Here is a 15,742-nt window from a genome sequence, read left to right on the forward strand (position 1 = left end):
TCAGTCCCCGAACGGCGATGGGACATTGCTGTTGACCGAGCTGATCAGCGCGTTCAGATCGATGCGGACCAGGTCGACGTCCGCGATGCGCAGCGTGACGTCGCCGGTGATGACGACACCGCCGGCCAGCAGCCGGTCGAGCAGGTCCACGAGAGCGATCTCCCGGCGTTCCACGACGGTCACGTGCCCTCCCCCGGCTGTTCCTCACTGGCGGCTCCTTCGCCGGCGAAGGAGTAGGCGGCCCAGGGACCGGTGAGTTCCACACGGATTCCCGGGGCGTCGTCCTTCGTCCGGTCGATCTTCTCCACGAACTCCTCGGAGGCGTCCCGCCGCACCAGGTAGGCGGCGTTGAGGACGTTCCGTCCGGCGGCACCGGAGAGACGGGGGTTCTGCGGCGCGTGCAGCCGCGCGTCGTCGGCCAGGGAGGACAGGGTCGAGTGGAGTCCCGTGGCGAACCGCTCGGCCCTCGACCACAGATCCTCGTTGGCCCGCGACTGCTGACGCCGCTGCCGCAGGTAGTCCCGGCCCGAGGCGGGTTTGGGGGCGGGCCGCGCCGGCGCGGCCGCCTGCTCGGGCTCCGCCTCGACGTACACCTTCACGCCCCATTCCACCCGTCCGTCCAGCCGGGCGAGCGTGTTCCGGAAGGCCTCCTCGCGCTGCTCCATCATCAGCCGTACGCCGCTGTCGTCCCGGAAGACGGTGGCCAGCCGGAGCGGCAGCGGTGTGGTGACGGCGGTGAGCGCGTCGATCACCTGCTGATGGGAGCGGGCCGTGGCGGCCAGCCAGTCGAGGTCCTCCAGGTGCGCGCGCAGGGACTCCTCGCTGAAGTCGGCCTCGGGCACATGGCTGACGACGGCGACCAGGCCGCCGTGGGCCAGCAGCCGGGGCGGGTCGCCCGCCACCCCCGTGAGCTGGGCCTGGAGGGCCGCGCCGAAGGGGCGGCAGACGGCGTAGACGTACCGCAGTCCGTTCACGTCTCCTCCTTCGGTACGCGGCCCGGGTCCAGCTCACGCAGGCGTTCGCGCAGTGCGGCGTTCTCCCGGGTGAGTTCGTCGCGCCGGGCGCGCGAGGAGAGCGCGGGGTCGCTCTCCCACCAGTCGATGCCCATCTCCTTGGCCTTGTCGACGGAGGCGACCACGAGGCGCAGCTTGATCGTCAGCAGCTCGATGTCGAGCAGGTTGATCTTGATGTCGCCCGCGATCACGATGCCCTTGTCGAGCACCCGTTCCAGGATGTCGGCGAGGTTGGCGCTCTGTCCCTGGCCGTAGGGCTCGGGCAGCCGGCTGGGTGTGGTCATCGACGGCTCCCGCCGCCGGCGTCCTCGTACTCCTCACGGGACGCGGTCTCGTCCTCCCCGGCTTCCTTGTCCTCCTCGTACTCGCCCTCGGGCTCCTCCTCGTACTCGCCCTCCGGCTCCTCCTCGTACTCCGCCTCGGGCTCTTCCTCGTACTCGCCCTCCGGCTCCTCCTCGTACTCCCCCTCGGCCTCCTCCTCGGCCTCGGGCGCTTCCTCCTCGCCCTCGTACTCCTCCTCGCCCTCGGGCTCCTGCCCCTCTTCCTGCTCCTGCTCCTCCTCCGCCACGGCGTCCTCGTGGCTGCGGACGACCTCGCCGTCGCGGATCTCGCCGCGCCAGCCGTCGTCGGCCTCGCCCTTGAGGGTGATGTGCCGGACGTAGTTCTTCAGGTCCAGGCGGGCCCGGCGGCCCTGGGCGCGCCAGATGTTGCCGGTCTTCTCGAAGAGGCCCTTGGGGTAGTACTCGATGACCAGGATCACGCGGGTCAGGTTGCCGGCCAGCTCGTGGAAGGTGACGACACCCTTGGTGGTGCCCTTGGCGCCCTCCGACGTCCAGGAGATCCGGTCGTCGGGCACCTGCTCGGTGGTCTTCGCCTTCCAGCTGCGGTTGGACCAGAAGACCTTCAGCTGCCAGTCGGACGAGGTGTCGTCGGCGCGGTTCGCGCTCTTGACGCCCTTGGCGAAGGTGCTGAAGTCCTGGTACTGGGTCCACTGGTCGTACGCCGTGCGCAGCGGCACGCCGACGTCGACGTACTCGATGATGACCGTCGGCTTCTGACCGCCGCCGCCCTTCTTCCGGCCCTTGCCGCCGGTGAGGTTCTTGAAGGCGCCGACGACGTTGTCCTTCACCTTGCCGGCGCCGACCTCGAACGCGGCCCGCATCGGGCCCTTGCCCTCGGCGAGCTTGCGTCCGCCGTCGAGGGCGAGCTTGGCGAATCCGGGGCTGTTGCCCTCGGCTATGTCGTTGAGCTTGCCCGTGGTCTGGCCGAGCCTGGTGCCGACGTCCGTCAGCAGCCGCGTGACCTGCGCGGCGAGGTAGTCCTGCACCTCCGCCTTGAGGCGGTCCGCCGCCTCGCTCTGCGCCACGTCGGCCAGGGGGTTCTTCTTCGCGGCCTTGCCTGCCGTGGAGGCCGCGGATCCCAGGGTGTCGGTCATCGCTCACCACCGCCCTTCGTCCGCCGGGTGGCTCCGCGGGCGGCGCTCCGGGCACCGGCCGTCTTCTTGGCGGCCGCCTTCTTGGCGGGCTGGGCCCGCTTCGCCGCGGTCTTCTTGGCGGGTGCCTTGGCGGCGGCCTTCTTCGCCGGCGTCTTCTTCGCGGGCGCCTTCCTGGCCGTCTTGCGCGCGGCGGGCGCCGCCTCGCGCCGGTCGTCGCGCTCGTCCTGCTCGTCGTGCTCGTCGTGCTCGTCGTGCTCGTCGTGCTCGTCGGCGGCGCGCTCGTCGGACTCCGCGTACTCCTCCGAGTCCTCCGAGACCTCGGAGTCGCGGGAGCCGACGCCCGGTACCTGGGACGTCACGCCGGAGAGCTGGTCGCGGACCTCGGCGGTGCGCCCGTGCAAGCGGTTGGCCAGCGCGTCCATCTGCCGCTCGACCATGGCGCCCGAGGCCGCCTTGCCCACGCCCCGCAGGTCCGTGCGCAGCTGGTCCCCGATCTCCTTGAACTGGGGGTTGTTCTGCAGCTGCGTACTGACCAGCTCGGCGATGCCCTTCGGGGTCAGGTTCATCTTCTTGCCGGCCACCATGGTCCCCACGGCGACGGCCAGTTTCAGTTTCTTCGTGCGTCCCAGCAGATATCCGGCCCCTACCGCGAGGCCCAGTCCCACTCGATTCATGGTGCCGTCCCGTTGCCCAATCCCGCGCTCGTGCGCGAAGCGATCTCCAACCGGTCCAGAAGCTCGTCCTCCTGTTGGTCGAACTCCTCCTCCGTGATCTCGCCGGCCTCCAACTGCTCTTCCAGGCGGCCTAGTTCGGCCCGGATCGTGGCGGGGTCGTAGTAGATCCGCTCCGCCTCGTTCATGACCTGTCTGATGGCCCAGGCGCTGCCGCGCACCGGGGCGAACGGCAGCAGCAGGACCTCCGAGATCAGTCCCACGTCCTCACTCCGTTCCGACATCCATCCCGCCGGCCGCGGTGCCCGCGGGCTCGGCCGGGCCGGGCTCCACGAAGCTGTACGGCGGCAGCGGGCCGTTGACCCGCACATCCAGGTGCGGCATGTCCCTGCGGGCGCGCTCCACGGCGGCCAGGAACTCCTCGGCGGAGTCCCGCTTCACCAGGAACGACACGTTGGCCAGCCAGCCGGTGGACTCGGGGCCCACGCTCACCGCGTCGGCGTCCGGCTCCAGGGCGCGCTCCAGCGTGGTGGCGTCCTCGGCCTCCTTGCCCTTGACGGCGGCCGCGACCATCTCGCCGAGTTGGATCTTGTTCTCGTAACTCCCGCCACCTGCCTGCCGGTTGGCGTCCGCGAGGGCCCGGATCTCCGGGTGCTGGGCCATCACGTGGTGCAGCACGGCCTCCTCGTCGTGGGTGGCCTTGATGTTGTACTCGACCCGGCCGTCCAGCGCCCGGAGGCGTTCCTCGTAGTGCTCCGCGCGCTCCGCGAGCACTCCGGTCACCGCACTGTCGTCCGGGGCGACGCTGCCGAAGCGCATCGGCAGCACGCAGCCTTCGGCGCCGACCTCGCTCAGCACGGTCTGGTGGGCGAGCAGTTCCCTGCGCTTGGGCCGCAGACCCTCGGGCGCGTCGCTGACGACGGCCGCCAGCCCGCCCTGCTTCAGGATCCGTATCCCGCGCGGCGGGTCGCCGACGCCGCCGGTGTCCTCGGGGAGCGCGGGATGCGTGGCGGCGGTGATGCCGTAGACGTACGTACTCACTCCTGCTCCTCCTTCCGGCGCGAGGCGGTGGTCTTGCGGGCACGCGGACGCGACGTGGTCTCGCGCTCGCGCTCGGAGCCGCCCTCGTCACGGGCCTGCTTGAAGGCGTCGGAGATCGTCTCCGCCGCGCCGGACAGGGCGCCCTTGGACTTGCCCTTGGCGCCGGACTCGGTCATCTCGCCGACCAGGTCGGGCAGGCCGGGGTCCTTGCGCGGCCCGGCCTCCAGGTCGAGCCGGTTGCACGCCTCGGCGAAGCGCAGATACGTGTCCACGCTCGCGACGACGACACGGACGTCGATCTTCAGTATCTCGATGCCGACCAGGGAGACCCGCACGAATGCGTCGATGACGAGCCCCCTGTCCAGGACGAGCTCGAGCACGTCGTAGAGGCCACTGCTGCCGCCTCCACCACCGGATTGCTGTGCCGGTACAACAGTCATGCCAGCCATTCCTCCATCTCGGGTCTGGGTGTGCGTGTCCACTCGGTCCGGTCCGGCCTAGCGGCCTGAGGAACCTCGCGCGTCGGACCGGCCGCGCTCGTAACGCCGCACGCGGCGGTAGCCCGTGAGCTGCCCCTCGGAATCAAGCTCCACCTGGTAGCTCGCCAGCAGGCTCATCGTGTCGGGCACCCGCTCGAGTTCGAGCACCTCGACCTCCAGCGCCCAGCCCTCCTCCGTCTGCTCGAAGGAGGAAACCGACTCGGCGTTCATGCCGGTGAGTTCCGCGAGCTGCGCGCGCGCCTCGCGCAGCACCTCCATCGGCCGGGGCTTGCGTGACTCCTGTGACTGCCGGGACTCCTGCGACTGCCGGGGCTTGCGTGTCCTACGCGAACTCTGTTGTGAGTCTTGTGATTCGGATGTGTTGTTCGTGTTCGTCATGGCCACCTCCCCCTCCGTGTGGCCGCAAGGATGTTCGCCAAACCTCCACGGGCGCGTGCATGTGCCACGCGCCGACGTGGCGCGCCCGTCTCCCCTGGCGGCGGGTCAGCCGCGCAGCGCGTTCAGCCGCCGCCGGGCGGGGCCCAGCGCCCGGGCGCGGTTCATGATCCCGGCCCAGGGCCGCGTGCGGGCCTGCTCGACGGCGTCCGCGATCGTCCAGCGGCGGGCGTGCAGGGCGGGGTCGTCCAGTTCGTCCCAGGAGACGGGTGTGGCCACGGGTGCGCCGGGCCGGGCGCGGACGGTGAAGGGCGCCACGGCGGTCTGGGCGTAGGCGTTGCGCTGGATGTCGAGGTAGAGCCGGTCCCCGCGGTCCTTCTTGCGGGCGGCGGTGGTGAGCCGGCCGGGATGGGCCGCGGCCAGGACCTCGGCCACGTCGCGCGCGAACTCCCTCACCTCGTCGTAGTTCTGACGTGCCGTCAGAGGTACCACGACGTGCAGTCCCCGCGAGCCGGTGGTCAAGAGACCCGAGGGCAGCTTCAGCTCTTCGAGCACCTCGCCGACGAGCCTGGCGGCCTCCCGGACCGTCTCGAAGTCGTCGCCGGCCGGATCGAGGTCGAAGACCATCCGGTCCGGCCGGTCGAGCTGCCCGGTCCGGGAGAGCCAGCGGTGCAGGGTGAGAGCGGCCTGGTCGGCGAGGTGGACGAGGGTGGCCGAGTCGTCGCAGACCGTGTGGCACACGGTGCCGCCCTCCTTGCCGACCTCGACGCGGCCGACCCACTCCGGGTAGTGCTCCGGGGTGTTCTTCTGCATGAACCGCGGCCCGTCGACGCCGTCGGGGTGCCGCTCCAGCATGAGCGGGCGCCCCCGCAGGTGCGGCAGCATGAAGGGGGCGACGGCGCGGTGGTAGTCGACGAGATCACCCTTGGTGTACTCCGGCGCGCCGTCCTCGCCCGCGGGGAACAGCACCTTGTCCGGCCGGTGCACCTCCACCGTGTGGCGGCCCGCCCGCACGGTCCGCGCGCCGTCGCTCCCAGTCACGGCACGATCGCCTGCTCCACCAGCATCCGTCCGGCCGCGGCGATGGACTCGGCGTCGATCCCCGCCGCGTGCAGTTCCTCGGCGGGGGTCGCGGAGCCCGGCATCGTCCCGACGGCGAGCCGCACCAGCCGCGGCACGGGCCGGCCGTCGCAGAAGGCGTCCAGGACCGCGTCGCCGATGCCGCCCTCCCGGCGGTGGTCCTCGACCGTGACCAGGCAGCCGGTCTCCTCCGCGGCCCGGCGCAGGGTGGCCCGGTCGACGGGCTTGACGGAGTACAGGTCGATCACCCGGACCGCGATGCCGTCCCCGGCGAGGGCGTCGGCCGCGGCCAGCGCCTCGTGCAGGGTGACGCCGGCCGCCACGAGGGTGAGCCGGTCGCCGGCGGATGAGCGCAGGACCTTGCTGCCGCCGACCGGGAACTCCTCGTCGGGGCCGTAGACGACCTTGCTCTCGCCGCGCGAGGTGCGCAGGTAGCGGACACCCTCCAGACCCGCCATCTCGGCCACCAGGCGCGCGGTCTGGTTGGCGTCGCACGGGTACAGCACGGTCGAGCCGTGGATGGCCCGCATCATCGCCAGGTCCTCCAGACCCATCTGGCTGGGCCCGTCCTGGCCGATGGCGACACCCGCGTGGGAGCCGACGAGGTTGATGCCGGCACCGCTGACGGAGGCCATGCGCAGGAAGTCGAAGGCGCGGGTCAGGAACGCGGCGAAGGTGGTGGCGAACGGCACCCAGCCGCGTGCCGCCATCCCCACGGCCGCGGCGACCATCTGCTGCTCGGCGATGTAGCACTCGAAGTAGCGCTCGGGGTGTTCCTTGGCGAAGAACTCGGCGCGTGTGGAGTCGCCCACCTCGCCGTCGAGGGCGACGACGTCGCCACGGGCGGTGCCGAGCGCGGCCAGCGCCTCACCGAAGGCGTTGCGGGTGGCGACCTCCTCGCCCAGGTCCCAGCGGGGCAGCTCGGTCTGCCCGGTGCCGGCCGAGTGCAGCGACCGCGCGTCCTCGGGCTCGTGCACCCTGACCCGCAGGTCCCGCGGGCCGCCGAGTTCGGCGACCGCCTCCTCGGCGTCGGGCAGCGGCTTGCCGTGGTGGCCCTCGAGGTCCTCGACCGCCTTGACGCCCTTGCCCTTGAGGGTGCGGGCGATGACGGCGGTGGGCTGGCCCTTCGTGGACAGGGCCTCGCCGTAGGCGCGGTCCACGGCGTCGACGTCGTGGCCGTCGACCTCGATCGTGTGCCAGTCGAAGGCGCGGAAGCGGCGCGCGTACGCGTCGAGGTCGTGGCCGTGCCGGGTGGGGCCGCGCTGGCCGAGCCGGTTGACGTCGACGATCACGGTGAGGTTGTCGAGGTGTTCGTGCCCGGCGTGCTCGGCGGCCTCCCACACCGATCCCTCGGCCATCTCGCTGTCGCCGCACAGCACCCACACGCGGTAGTCGTTGTGGTCGAGGCGCTTGCCGGCCAGGGCGATGCCGACGCCGACGGGCAGGCCCTGCCCGAGCGAACCGGTGGCCGTCTCGACCCACGGCAGCCGCTGCGGCGTGGGGTGGCCCTCCAGGCGGCTTCCCACCTTGCGGAAGGTGAGCAGTTCCTCGTCGTCGATGGCGCCGGCCGCCTTGTAGGCGGCGTACAGCAGGGGCGAGGCGTGTCCCTTGGAGAGCACGAAGCGGTCGTTGCCGGGGTGGGCGGGGCGCGCGAAGTCGTAGCGGAGGTGGTTGGCCAGCAGTACGGCCATCAGGTCGGCGGCGGACATCGACGACGTCGGGTGCCCGGAGCCGGCGGCGTTCGCCGCCCGTACGCTGTCGACGCGCAGTTGCTGTCCGAGGTCGACGAGTTCACCGGTGTTCATGAGTCTCCTTCCGCGCGGCGGCCGTCGGTGCGTTTGACCGGGCCGGGGGCGATGTCGGGGCCGGGGGGCGGCTGGTTCGCAGGGGGTTCGGGGCCGGGGTCGGCGGGCGGGCCCGCGGCCCGGGTCGGTCCGGACGGGGCGGCGGCCCGGCCTCCACCGGACGCGCGGGACGTCTTGCGCGCCTTGCCGGAACCCCGGGCGGGGCCCGTACCGCCGCCTTCCCCGGCCCGACGCGGCTTACCGGCGGCACGGGACGGGTGCGGCTGGTTCTTGGCGGGCTCACCGCCGGGCTGGTTCTTCGCGGGCTCGGCGCCGGGCTGGTTCTTGGCGCGCTCACCGCCGGGCTGATTCTTCGCGGCTTCACCGCCGGGCTGACTCTTCGCGGGCTCACCACCGGGCCGACTCTCGGCTCGCTCACCACCGGGCTGATTCTTGGCGGGTTCACCACTGGGCCGACTCTGCCCGGGCTCACCGCCCGGCCGGCTCTTCGCGGGCTCGGCGCCGGAGTCCTTCCCTGTTGTCCCGGTCGTCCCGGTCGTCGCCGTCCGCTTCGCGGCCCGTTCCGGGCGCCCGGCCACCCGGGCCACCTCCGGTGACGACGACTCCAGCGGCACCGACCAGGAGCGGACGAGGCCCAGCTGCACCGCCTGCCGGGGCAGTACCGCGTCCAGCAGCCAGTCCGCGGCCACCCGGACGCGGTTGCCCGGCATCGCCGCGAGGTGGTAGCCGCGGGTGACCGCGCCCGCCGCGGGGCCGGACATCGGCAGGCCGAGGGGGTTGGCGGCGGCCTTGGCCCCGCCGAGGTCCACGACGAAGCCCAGGTCGCGGTGGTGGTAGGGCCGACGCTCGCCGATGCCGAGCGACGCGGCGACGTTCTGCGCGCAGACCTTGCCGTGCCGCCAGGCGTGCTGCGCGGTCATCGGAGTGAACTGGCCGGGCTGCGTCAGGTCGGGCACCGCGGCCACGTCCCCGCAGGCGAACAACTCGGGGCGGCCCGGCACCTGGAGGTGCGGGTCGACGAGCAGCCGGCCGCGTTCCACGGGCAGCCCCAGGGACTCGACCAGCGGGTCCGGCCGCACGCCGACGCACCACACGAGCGTGCGCGTGTCGACGCTCGTACCGTCGGTCAGCACCACGCCGTCGTGCGTGGCCTCCTTCACCGAGGTTCCCATCCGCACGTCGACGCCACGCTGCCGCAGTACCCGGTCGGCGGTGCGGGAGAGCCGTTCGTCCATCTCGGGCAGCACCCTGGGCGCCACGTCCAGCAGCATCCAGCGGGGCCGCATACCCGTGCGCATGGGGTGCTTGCGGACCTGTGCGTCGGTGTACATCGCGCCGTGCGCGGCGACCTCCGTGCCGGTGTATCCGGCACCGACCACGACGAAGGTGCACCGCGCGGCGCACTCCTCACGGTCGTCGGCCGCGGCGGCCAGCTCCACCTGGCGCGTCACGTGGTCGCGCAGGTACAGCGCCTCCGGCAGCCCCCGGAAGCCGTGCGCGTGCTCGGCGACGCCCGGGACGGGCAGCAGCTTGTTGACGCTGCCCGCGGCGAGCACCAGCCGGTCGAAGGGCAGGGTGCCCTCACCGCCCTCGGGCCCGGTGTAGTGGACGGTGTGCGCGTCGAGGTCGATGCCGTCGGCCTCGCCCAGCACCAGGCGGACGCGCGGCAGCGAGCCCGAGAGGGACACGGTGACGCGGCGCGGCTCCAGGATTCCGGCGGCGACCTGCGGCAGCAGCGGCAGGTAGAGAAAATAGTCGGTCGGGTTGAGCAGGGTGATGTCGGCCTGGTGCCGGGTGAGCCGGGACAGGGTGCGGGCCGTCCGGTACCCGGCGAAACCGGCACCGACGATCACGATGCGGGGTCGGCTCACGGTTCGCCTCCGGGCTGTCGCGTACCTCATGAGCCTTCCGCGTCCCCTTGGCCGGGGCACCCAAACGTCGCGAGCAGGCCGGTTTCCGGCACTGTGCCCGCGTACGGCGGCTCAGCCGCGCTCGCGCGCGGCCTCGGCGTCGGTGCCGTCCTGGCGCGGCGCGGCCGGTCCCGTACCGCCCGGTGCGGGTGTGCCCGCCGGGGCGGTGGGCGCGACCGGCGGCATCGGCGGCACCTCGGGCGCGAACGGCGGCACGGCCGGCGCGTCACCGCCGACGGCGTGGCCGGACCCCGGACCCGACGGGTGGGGCCGGGCCGCACCGCGCAGCAGATACGCGGCGACGCCCAGGAGGACGGCCGTGATCAGCGCGGCGGCCCAGTCGGGCAGTACCACGGCGAGCGCCAGACCCACGGCGAGCGCGAGGGCCGCGCCCGCGTACAGGGCGGCGGCACCGGACGCGGCGTACAGCGTGGCCTTGCGGCGCTGCTTGCGGGTCTGTTCGCGCAGCTCGTCGCGCACGGTCTCGCGTGCCACCTGTGCCAGTTCGTCGACCAGATGCTTGTCCAGGTGTTCCAAGTGATCCATGCGGTCCATGCCCTGCGGGTACCCGGACGCGGAACTTCCATGGCCGGGCGGCGAGTCGGACCCGGCCGCCGCCAACTAGGCTCGTCACCATGGACATTCTGGGAGCCACACTGCGCGTCTACGTCGACGACCTGGAAAAGGCGATCCCCTTCTACGAGGGGCTGGCCGGCGGCCGGGCCATGCGGTCCGAGCGCGGCGGCGTCGAGGTCGCCGCGGTCGGCTGCTTCCTGCTGATGAGCGGACCCGAGTCCCAGCTCGAGGTGTTGCGCAAGGTGACGGCGACGATCGCGGTGACGGACGTCGAGGAGACCCAGCGGATCCTCACCTCGCTGGGGGGTGACGTCATCGCCGGGCCGGTCCCGACGCCCGCGGGCCGCAACCTGATCGCCCGGCATCCGGACGGCGCGATCTACGAGTACGTGGACCGGCGGGCGTAGCCCCGGACCGGGCGGGCTCACCCCCCGTCCGGCCGCATCCGGAAGTCGTGCCGGGGCGGGAGCGGTTCGTCGCCGAGCCGCGCCCACAGCGCTCCGATGCTCTCGTCGCCCTCCCGCAGGTCGGCGACCTCGAAGCCCTCGTCGAAGACGGCCCTCGCCTCCTCGCGCCGGCCCTCGGCGGCCAGCAACTCCCCCTCGGCCAGCCGGAACCGGCCGCGGGCCCGGGTCGCGGGGTCCAGCCGCTCCCACACGGCACGGGCGTCGGCGGTGCGTCCGACCGCGAGCAGCGCGCCGATGGCCTCCCGGCCGAGGGCGGCGGCGACGGCCGTCCACCGTTCGTCCCGGTCCGGGGCGCCCGCGTCCGAGGCGTCCTCGGGACCCGGCCGGCGCTCGCACAGGTCGTCGAAGGCCTCCGCGTACTGGTCGGCGGCCCGCTCGGGGTGGCCGTCCGCCTGGTCGGCGGCGGCGAGGCAGCGCAGCAGGGGCCAGCGGTCGGCGGCGTCCTTGAGGCCGCGCTCCCAGCTGCGGACCGCCTGGGCCCGGTCGTCGCCGTGCCACTGGGCGACCCCCAGGTGGTACTCGGCGAGCGGGGTGGCGGCGGTGGTCTCCAGCATGTCCCGCCAGGGCCGGGCGACCAGGGTGGGGCCGGGCGGCTCACGGCGTCCGGTCTCGGGAAGGGTCCCGGCGCGCAGCAGGTGCAGCCAGGGTTCCTGCTCCTCGCCGAGGGTGTCCTCGCCGAACGGGGTGCCGGGCAGCTTCCGTCCCGCGCGCAGCGCTTCGAGCGCGCCCCAGCCCGAGCCGGTGGCCAGCCGCTCGCCGGGCTCGGTGTCGGCGTGGGCCCGCCAGGCCTCGTACGCGGCGTCGACGCCGGCCCGCGGCAGGGCGCTCTCCAGCCGCTCCTCCGCGCCGCGCAGCACCGTGTGCCAGTCGCCGTCGGGCGTGGCTTCGAGCGGCCCGTACGCCTCCAGCCAGGACACGTCGCTCTCCGCGTCCAGCCTGACGTGCTCCAGTTGAGTGCGGGCGAGGCCGGCCTGGATCTCGCAGTAGCCTCCGGTGCCGGGTTCGGTGAGCCACTCCTGCCAGCGGCGCCCGCCGGGTCCGGTGCCCCACACGAACAGCTTCCGGCCCCGCAGTGCGTCGGTGGAGGTCTGCGCCAGCCCGTGGCCGTGCTCGTCGAGCGCGGCGATCCAGGGGCGCCGGCCGTCCGGCACGTCGTAGAAGTAGTCGGCCGCGTAGGTGCTGTTCAGGGGGTACGTCCGGTCGGTGCCGTCGTACTCCGGGACCGGCACCCGGCGCAGCCGCCGCTCGTAGCCGAAGTGGTACGCCTCGTCGGCGGGGGCGAGGACCCGGCGGTCCTCGGGCACGGCGATGTTGGACCACCAGTAGGTCGGCACCGGCCGCTCGTGCGGATTGCGGACGCGGACGCCCACGTACAGGAAGTCCGAGCCCTCCGGGAGCCAGAGGTCGACCTGGAAGGGCAGGTCGCGCAGCCGCTCCCACTCCCACAGGCGCAGCATCTCGCCGCCGTCCGGGGCGGGCACGCGGGCGGCGTGCACGGGAGAGCAGGAGAGGGTGGTGTGTCCGGTGGCGCCGATGTTCCACTCGATGCCGCCGGAGAACCAGGCGCCGTTGAGGGCGAAGTTGGCGGGCTGGAGGACGGGGTTGACGTAAAGGAGTTCGCGGTCGGCCGGCTTGTGGCGCAGGGAGGCGATCCGGCCGCCGAGCGCGGGCAGCACGGTGGCGCGCAGCCGGTCGTTCTCGATGACCAGCGCGTCCAGTTCCCGCGCCTCGCGGGCGCGTCCGTAGCCGTCCCGGACCATGACGGGCAGCAGGCTGCGCAGTGGCTCGTAGTCGACCTGGCGGGCCATGTCGCGCGGCAGGCCGGCCCGGTCCCGGTCGTCGATGCGGTGCGCCTCGTCCAGGGGGCGCAGCGGCGGCAGCGGATTGTCCGGGCCCAGCGGCGCGGCGGGCAGGGTCAGTACCTCACGTCGGATCGTCGTCACGGTTCCCCATGGAAGCCGCTCCCCGCCGCGGTGAACAGGGTCGAAGCCGGTCACCGTCACGCGACGTGCCTCACGTTTATTTCCGTGGGGCGCGGTGCGGGCGGGGGTTCGCGGCCGGGTGGTCGACGATCAGCCGGAAGTCACGGTCTCGGCGGTGATCGCCCAGCGCTGATGGTCGCGCCAGGCCCCGTTCACGTGCAGCATCCTCGGTGAGAAACCCTCCAGGTGGAAGCCGCAGGAGCGGGCCAGTGCGATGGAGGCGGCGTTGCCCGGCTGCACGTTGATCTCCAGCCGGTGCAGCCGCATGGGCCCGAAGGCGTGCCGCACCACGAGGCCCAGCCCCTCGCGCATCAGCCCCCGCCCGGCCGCGTGCGCGAAGGCGCCGTAGCCGAGGGCGCCGCTGAGGAAGCCGCCCTCGACGATGTTGTTGATGTTGACGAACCCGGCGATGGCCCCGCCGTCGCCCGAACCGCCCGCCCTGTCCTTCTCGCAGATCAGGAACCCGGCCTTGTTGGGGTCCTCGATCAGGCGGGCCGCGTAGGCGTCGTACGCCTGGGGACTGTCCGGCGGGAAGAGCCAGGGATGGTGCAGGTCCTTGCTCTCCCGGGCCCGGGCGGTGAACTCGGCGGCATCCGCGTAGGTGAAGTGCCGTATGCCCACGCGAGGGCCCTCGGCGAGGTGACGGGACGGGGTGTGCGGCATGGGGTCAGCCTAAAGGGGCGGCACGGGCCGCGCCGAGGCCACCGAAGATTTCTTTGCTGTCACCGACATTCATTGTGGTGTCGGCACACCATTGTTAGGTTGCCGTCCCATGGCGAGCGAGCACCCCGGTCCCGCGGCCGGCATCGGCGGACGTCTGCGCCGCCGCAGAAGGGCCCTCCACCTGACGCTGAAGGATGTGGCGGACCGGTCGGGAGTCACCGAGGGCCACCTGTCCCAGGTCGAACGGGACCAGGCCAACGCCGGCGTGCGCACCCTCCAGCGGCTGTGCGAGGTACTCGGCGTCGGTGACCTCTTCTCCGCGGGCGGCACCGCGGCCAACCCCGTGCTGCGCTTCCGCGACGCCCGCGGCATGTCGTTCGGCGAGGGTGCCACGAAGATCAAGCTCACCCCCTCGTCCTTCGACCACCTCGAGGTGCTCCTCGGCCACTTCGCCCCGGGCGGGTCCACCGGCGTCGAGCCCTACACGCACGGCAGCTCCGAGGAGATCCTCCTGGTCCTCGCCGGCGAGGTGGACGTGCAGGTCGGCGACCAGCTGCACCGGCTGTCGGCCCTGGACTCCGTGCACTACCGCAGCAGCGACCCGCACCGCGTCGCCGAGACGACGGGCGTGGACGAGGCCCGGGTCCTGTGGGCCATGGCGCCACCCACCTACTGATCCTCCGCGCTGTCGCACCACGCACCGACCCAGCACCCCACCACCGGGAACCCGCCCATGGCTCCGTACCGCAACGGTCAGATCTCGCACTGGATGGCGGCGGCCCGCACCGCCGCGGACCCGGGCCACGAGGCCCGCCGCACGACGACGGACCTGCCCGGCCAGGAGCAGGACCTCGTCATCGTGGGCGGTGGTCTCACCGGCTTGTGGGCCGCCTATCACGCGGTCGCGGAACGACCCGGAGCGCGGATCACCGTCGTCGAGGCCGAGGAGGTCGGCTACGGCGCCTCCGGGCGCAACGGCGGCTGGCTCTCGCCCCTCATCCCCGGCAACCGGGCCGTCTACGCCGAGGCCGCGCGCAGGCGGGGACTCGACGGAGCCGCGGCCGTCGTCTCCTTCCAGGAGGAGATGCACCGGTGCGTCGACGACACCCTGCGCACCCTCGAACAGGAGGGCATCGAGGCCGACCAGCACCGGGGAGGGCACCTGCGGGTGGCCACCACGCCCGCGGCGATGAAGCGCCTGGAGACGACCTGTGCCGCGGACCTGTCCCACGGATACCCCGCGCGGGACCTGGAGCTTCTCGACGCGGAGGCCGTCCGAAAGCGGATCGCCGTCCAGCCGGCCCTGGGCGGCCTGCTCACCCGCAGCACCGTCCGGATCGACCCGGCCAAGCTCGTCCACGGCCTCGCGGCCGTCGTGCGGGCCAAGGGCGTGCGGATCTGCGAGGACACCCGCGCGACCCGCATCGCGCCCGGCGTCGTGACCACATCGCGCGGCACCGTGCGCGCCGGAACCGTCCTGGCCTGTGTCGAGGCCTGCTCCGGACAGATCGACAGCGACGCCCGCGGCCTGGGCGCGCGCGACGTCATTCCGGTCAACTCCTCCATGGTCGTCACCAATCAACTGCCCGGGGACGTCTGGGAGCGCATCGGCTGGGACGGCCGCGAGTGCCTCGGCGACGCGGCGCACACCTTCGTCTACGCACAGCGCACCGCCGACGACCGCATCGCCATCGGCGGCCGCGGCACGCCGTACGCCTTCAACTCCGGCCTCCCCGGCGAGGGACGTGTGGACGCCCGCACCGTACGCACGCTCAGCGAGCGGCTCAGCCTGTTCTTCCCGGACGTGCCGTTCTCCGTCGAACATGCCTGGCGCGGTGCCATCGGCGTCACGCGCGACTGGTGCGCCGGCATCACCTTCGACCGGACCACGAGGATCGGCGTCGCACGCGGCTACGCCGGGCACGGTGTGACGGCCACCCGGCTGGCCGCCCGTACCCTGCTCGACCGGGCCGAGCACCGCGACACCGCGCTGACCCGGCTGCCGTGGAACGACCACTACTCCGGGCGCTGGGAACCCGAGCCGCTGCGGTGGACGGGCGTCCACGCCATGTACCGGCTCTTCGGCGTGGCCGACCGCTGGGAGGAGAGCAGGCACTCCCGGAACACCTCGCTCATCGCCCGTTTCGGATCTCGGCTGGCGGGACTGAGCGAATGAAACCGGCACCGCGGCAGCACGCCACGCCCCCGCGGCGCGCGGGCCGGC

18 protein-coding genes are annotated in these 15,742 nt (G+C 72.9%); 3 read left to right on the forward strand and 15 right to left on the reverse strand.

Annotation, left to right across the window (positions count from 1 at the left end):
• From ACFW01_RS18920 to ACFW01_RS18980, 13 genes are all read right to left on the reverse strand, one after another.
• On the reverse strand, nt 1-183 hold the full coding sequence (locus tag ACFW01_RS18920; protein WP_122618943.1) for a gas vesicle protein: 183 nt from the start codon (nt 181-183) through the stop codon (nt 1-3).
• Entirely contained in the window at nt 180-974 is a 795-nt protein-coding gene (locus ACFW01_RS18925) for a GvpL/GvpF family gas vesicle protein (RefSeq protein ID WP_234956761.1), read from the reverse strand. Before ACFW01_RS18925 ends, ACFW01_RS18920 begins: the two co-directional genes overlap by 4 nt.
• Entirely contained in the window at nt 971-1,297 is a 327-nt protein-coding gene (locus tag ACFW01_RS18930; RefSeq protein ID WP_122618941.1) for a gas vesicle protein, read from the reverse strand. Before ACFW01_RS18930 ends, ACFW01_RS18925 begins: the two co-directional genes overlap by 4 nt.
• Nucleotides 1,294-2,448, reverse strand: coding sequence for an SRPBCC family protein (locus tag ACFW01_RS18935; RefSeq protein WP_384504771.1), 1,155 nt, complete (start codon nt 2,446-2,448; stop codon nt 1,294-1,296). Before ACFW01_RS18935 ends, ACFW01_RS18930 begins: the two co-directional genes overlap by 4 nt.
• Nucleotides 2,445-3,122, reverse strand: a complete 678-nt coding sequence (locus tag ACFW01_RS18940; RefSeq protein ID WP_384504774.1) for a DNA primase — start codon at nt 3,120-3,122, stop codon at nt 2,445-2,447. Before ACFW01_RS18940 ends, ACFW01_RS18935 begins: the two co-directional genes overlap by 4 nt.
• Nucleotides 3,119-3,382 carry a gas vesicle protein GvpG gene (locus ACFW01_RS18945; RefSeq protein ID WP_234956758.1) on the reverse strand — a complete coding sequence of 88 codons (264 nt, stop codon included), beginning with the start codon at nt 3,380-3,382 and terminating at the stop codon, nt 3,119-3,121. Before ACFW01_RS18945 ends, ACFW01_RS18940 begins: the two co-directional genes overlap by 4 nt.
• 4 nt (nt 3,383-3,386) lie before the next feature.
• Entirely contained in the window at nt 3,387-4,160 is a 774-nt protein-coding gene (locus ACFW01_RS18950; protein ID WP_234956757.1) for a GvpL/GvpF family gas vesicle protein, read from the reverse strand.
• Nucleotides 4,157-4,600: a gas vesicle structural protein GvpA gene (locus tag ACFW01_RS18955; RefSeq protein WP_234956756.1), complete on the reverse strand. Its 444-nt coding sequence runs from the start codon at nt 4,598-4,600 to the stop codon at nt 4,157-4,159. Before ACFW01_RS18955 ends, ACFW01_RS18950 begins: the two co-directional genes overlap by 4 nt.
• A gap of 57 nt (nt 4,601-4,657) precedes the next feature.
• On the reverse strand, nt 4,658-5,038 hold the full coding sequence (locus ACFW01_RS18960; RefSeq protein ID WP_234956755.1) for a gas vesicle protein: 381 nt from the start codon (nt 5,036-5,038) through the stop codon (nt 4,658-4,660).
• A 105-nt stretch (nt 5,039-5,143) separates the two neighbouring features.
• Entirely contained in the window at nt 5,144-6,076 is a 933-nt protein-coding gene (gene ligD, locus ACFW01_RS18965) for a non-homologous end-joining DNA ligase (RefSeq protein WP_384504779.1), read from the reverse strand.
• Nucleotides 6,073-7,920: a transketolase gene (locus ACFW01_RS18970; protein WP_384504782.1), complete on the reverse strand. Its 1,848-nt coding sequence runs from the start codon at nt 7,918-7,920 to the stop codon at nt 6,073-6,075. The genes ligD and ACFW01_RS18970 overlap by 4 nt, the downstream gene beginning before the upstream one ends.
• The gene (locus ACFW01_RS18975; RefSeq protein ID WP_234956752.1) at nt 7,917-9,791 is read right to left on the reverse strand and encodes an FAD-dependent oxidoreductase; all 1,875 of its coding nucleotides are present in this window, start codon (nt 9,789-9,791) and stop codon (nt 7,917-7,919) included. Before ACFW01_RS18975 ends, ACFW01_RS18970 begins: the two co-directional genes overlap by 4 nt.
• 111 nt (nt 9,792-9,902) lie before the next feature.
• Complete coding sequence (locus tag ACFW01_RS18980) at nt 9,903-10,385, reverse strand: phage holin family protein (RefSeq protein ID WP_384504785.1); 483 nt, start codon at nt 10,383-10,385, stop codon at nt 9,903-9,905.
• Between the two features lie 80 nt (nt 10,386-10,465).
• Between ACFW01_RS18980 and ACFW01_RS18985 the strand changes: the two genes are divergently transcribed.
• Nucleotides 10,466-10,813, forward strand: a complete 348-nt coding sequence (locus ACFW01_RS18985; protein WP_234956750.1) for a VOC family protein — start codon at nt 10,466-10,468, stop codon at nt 10,811-10,813.
• Nucleotides 10,814-10,830: 17 nt separating this feature from the next.
• Here the strand turns inward: ACFW01_RS18985 and ACFW01_RS18990 are convergent, their stop codons facing one another.
• The gene (locus tag ACFW01_RS18990) at nt 10,831-12,816 is read right to left on the reverse strand and encodes a DUF5107 domain-containing protein (RefSeq protein WP_384504789.1); all 1,986 of its coding nucleotides are present in this window, start codon (nt 12,814-12,816) and stop codon (nt 10,831-10,833) included.
• 129 nt (nt 12,817-12,945) lie between these two features.
• Nucleotides 12,946-13,518: a GNAT family N-acetyltransferase gene (locus tag ACFW01_RS18995; protein ID WP_234956748.1), complete on the reverse strand. Its 573-nt coding sequence runs from the start codon at nt 13,516-13,518 to the stop codon at nt 12,946-12,948.
• A gap of 109 nt (nt 13,519-13,627) precedes the next feature.
• Here ACFW01_RS18995 and ACFW01_RS19000 point away from each other — a divergent pair, with 109 nt between their 5' ends.
• Both ACFW01_RS19000 and ACFW01_RS19005 read left to right on the forward strand, forming a co-directional pair.
• The gene (locus ACFW01_RS19000; protein ID WP_384504793.1) at nt 13,628-14,194 is read left to right on the forward strand and encodes a helix-turn-helix domain-containing protein; all 567 of its coding nucleotides are present in this window, start codon (nt 13,628-13,630) and stop codon (nt 14,192-14,194) included.
• 57 nt (nt 14,195-14,251) lie between these two features.
• Nucleotides 14,252-15,694 carry an NAD(P)/FAD-dependent oxidoreductase gene (locus ACFW01_RS19005; protein WP_384504796.1) on the forward strand — a complete coding sequence of 481 codons (1,443 nt, stop codon included), beginning with the start codon at nt 14,252-14,254 and terminating at the stop codon, nt 15,692-15,694.
• Nucleotides 15,695-15,742: the final 48 nt, after the last annotated feature.

The sequence above is a fragment of the Streptomyces sp. NPDC058985 genome (genome assembly GCF_042740985.1).
Classification (GTDB): Bacteria; Actinomycetota; Actinomycetes; order Streptomycetales; family Streptomycetaceae; genus Streptomyces.

Excerpts from the sequence above, each read along its gene's own strand:
- ACFW01_RS18930 (WP_122618941.1), bottom strand. The coding sequence starts at position 1,297 with ATGACCACACCCAGCCGGCTGCCCGAGCCCTACGGCCAGGGACAGAGC.
- ACFW01_RS18935 (WP_384504771.1), bottom strand. The coding sequence starts at position 2,448 with ATGACCGACACCCTGGGATCCGCGGCCTCCACGGCAGGCAAGGCCGCG.
- ACFW01_RS18940 (WP_384504774.1), bottom strand. The coding sequence starts at position 3,122 with ATGAATCGAGTGGGACTGGGCCTCGCGGTAGGGGCCGGATATCTGCTG.
- ACFW01_RS18955 (WP_234956756.1), bottom strand. The coding sequence starts at position 4,600 with ATGACTGTTGTACCGGCACAGCAATCCGGTGGTGGAGGCGGCAGCAGT.
- ACFW01_RS18960 (WP_234956755.1), bottom strand. The coding sequence starts at position 5,038 with ATGACGAACACGAACAACACATCCGAATCACAAGACTCACAACAGAGT.
- ACFW01_RS18970 (WP_384504782.1), bottom strand. The coding sequence starts at position 7,920 with ATGAACACCGGTGAACTCGTCGACCTCGGACAGCAACTGCGCGTCGAC.
- ACFW01_RS18980 (WP_384504785.1), bottom strand. The coding sequence starts at position 10,385 with ATGGACCGCATGGATCACTTGGAACACCTGGACAAGCATCTGGTCGAC.
- ACFW01_RS18985 (WP_234956750.1), top strand. The coding sequence starts at position 10,466 with ATGGACATTCTGGGAGCCACACTGCGCGTCTACGTCGACGACCTGGAA.
- ACFW01_RS18995 (WP_234956748.1), bottom strand. The coding sequence starts at position 13,518 with ATGCCGCACACCCCGTCCCGTCACCTCGCCGAGGGCCCTCGCGTGGGC.
- ACFW01_RS19000 (WP_384504793.1), top strand. The coding sequence starts at position 13,628 with ATGGCGAGCGAGCACCCCGGTCCCGCGGCCGGCATCGGCGGACGTCTG.
- ACFW01_RS19005 (WP_384504796.1), top strand. The coding sequence starts at position 14,252 with ATGGCTCCGTACCGCAACGGTCAGATCTCGCACTGGATGGCGGCGGCC.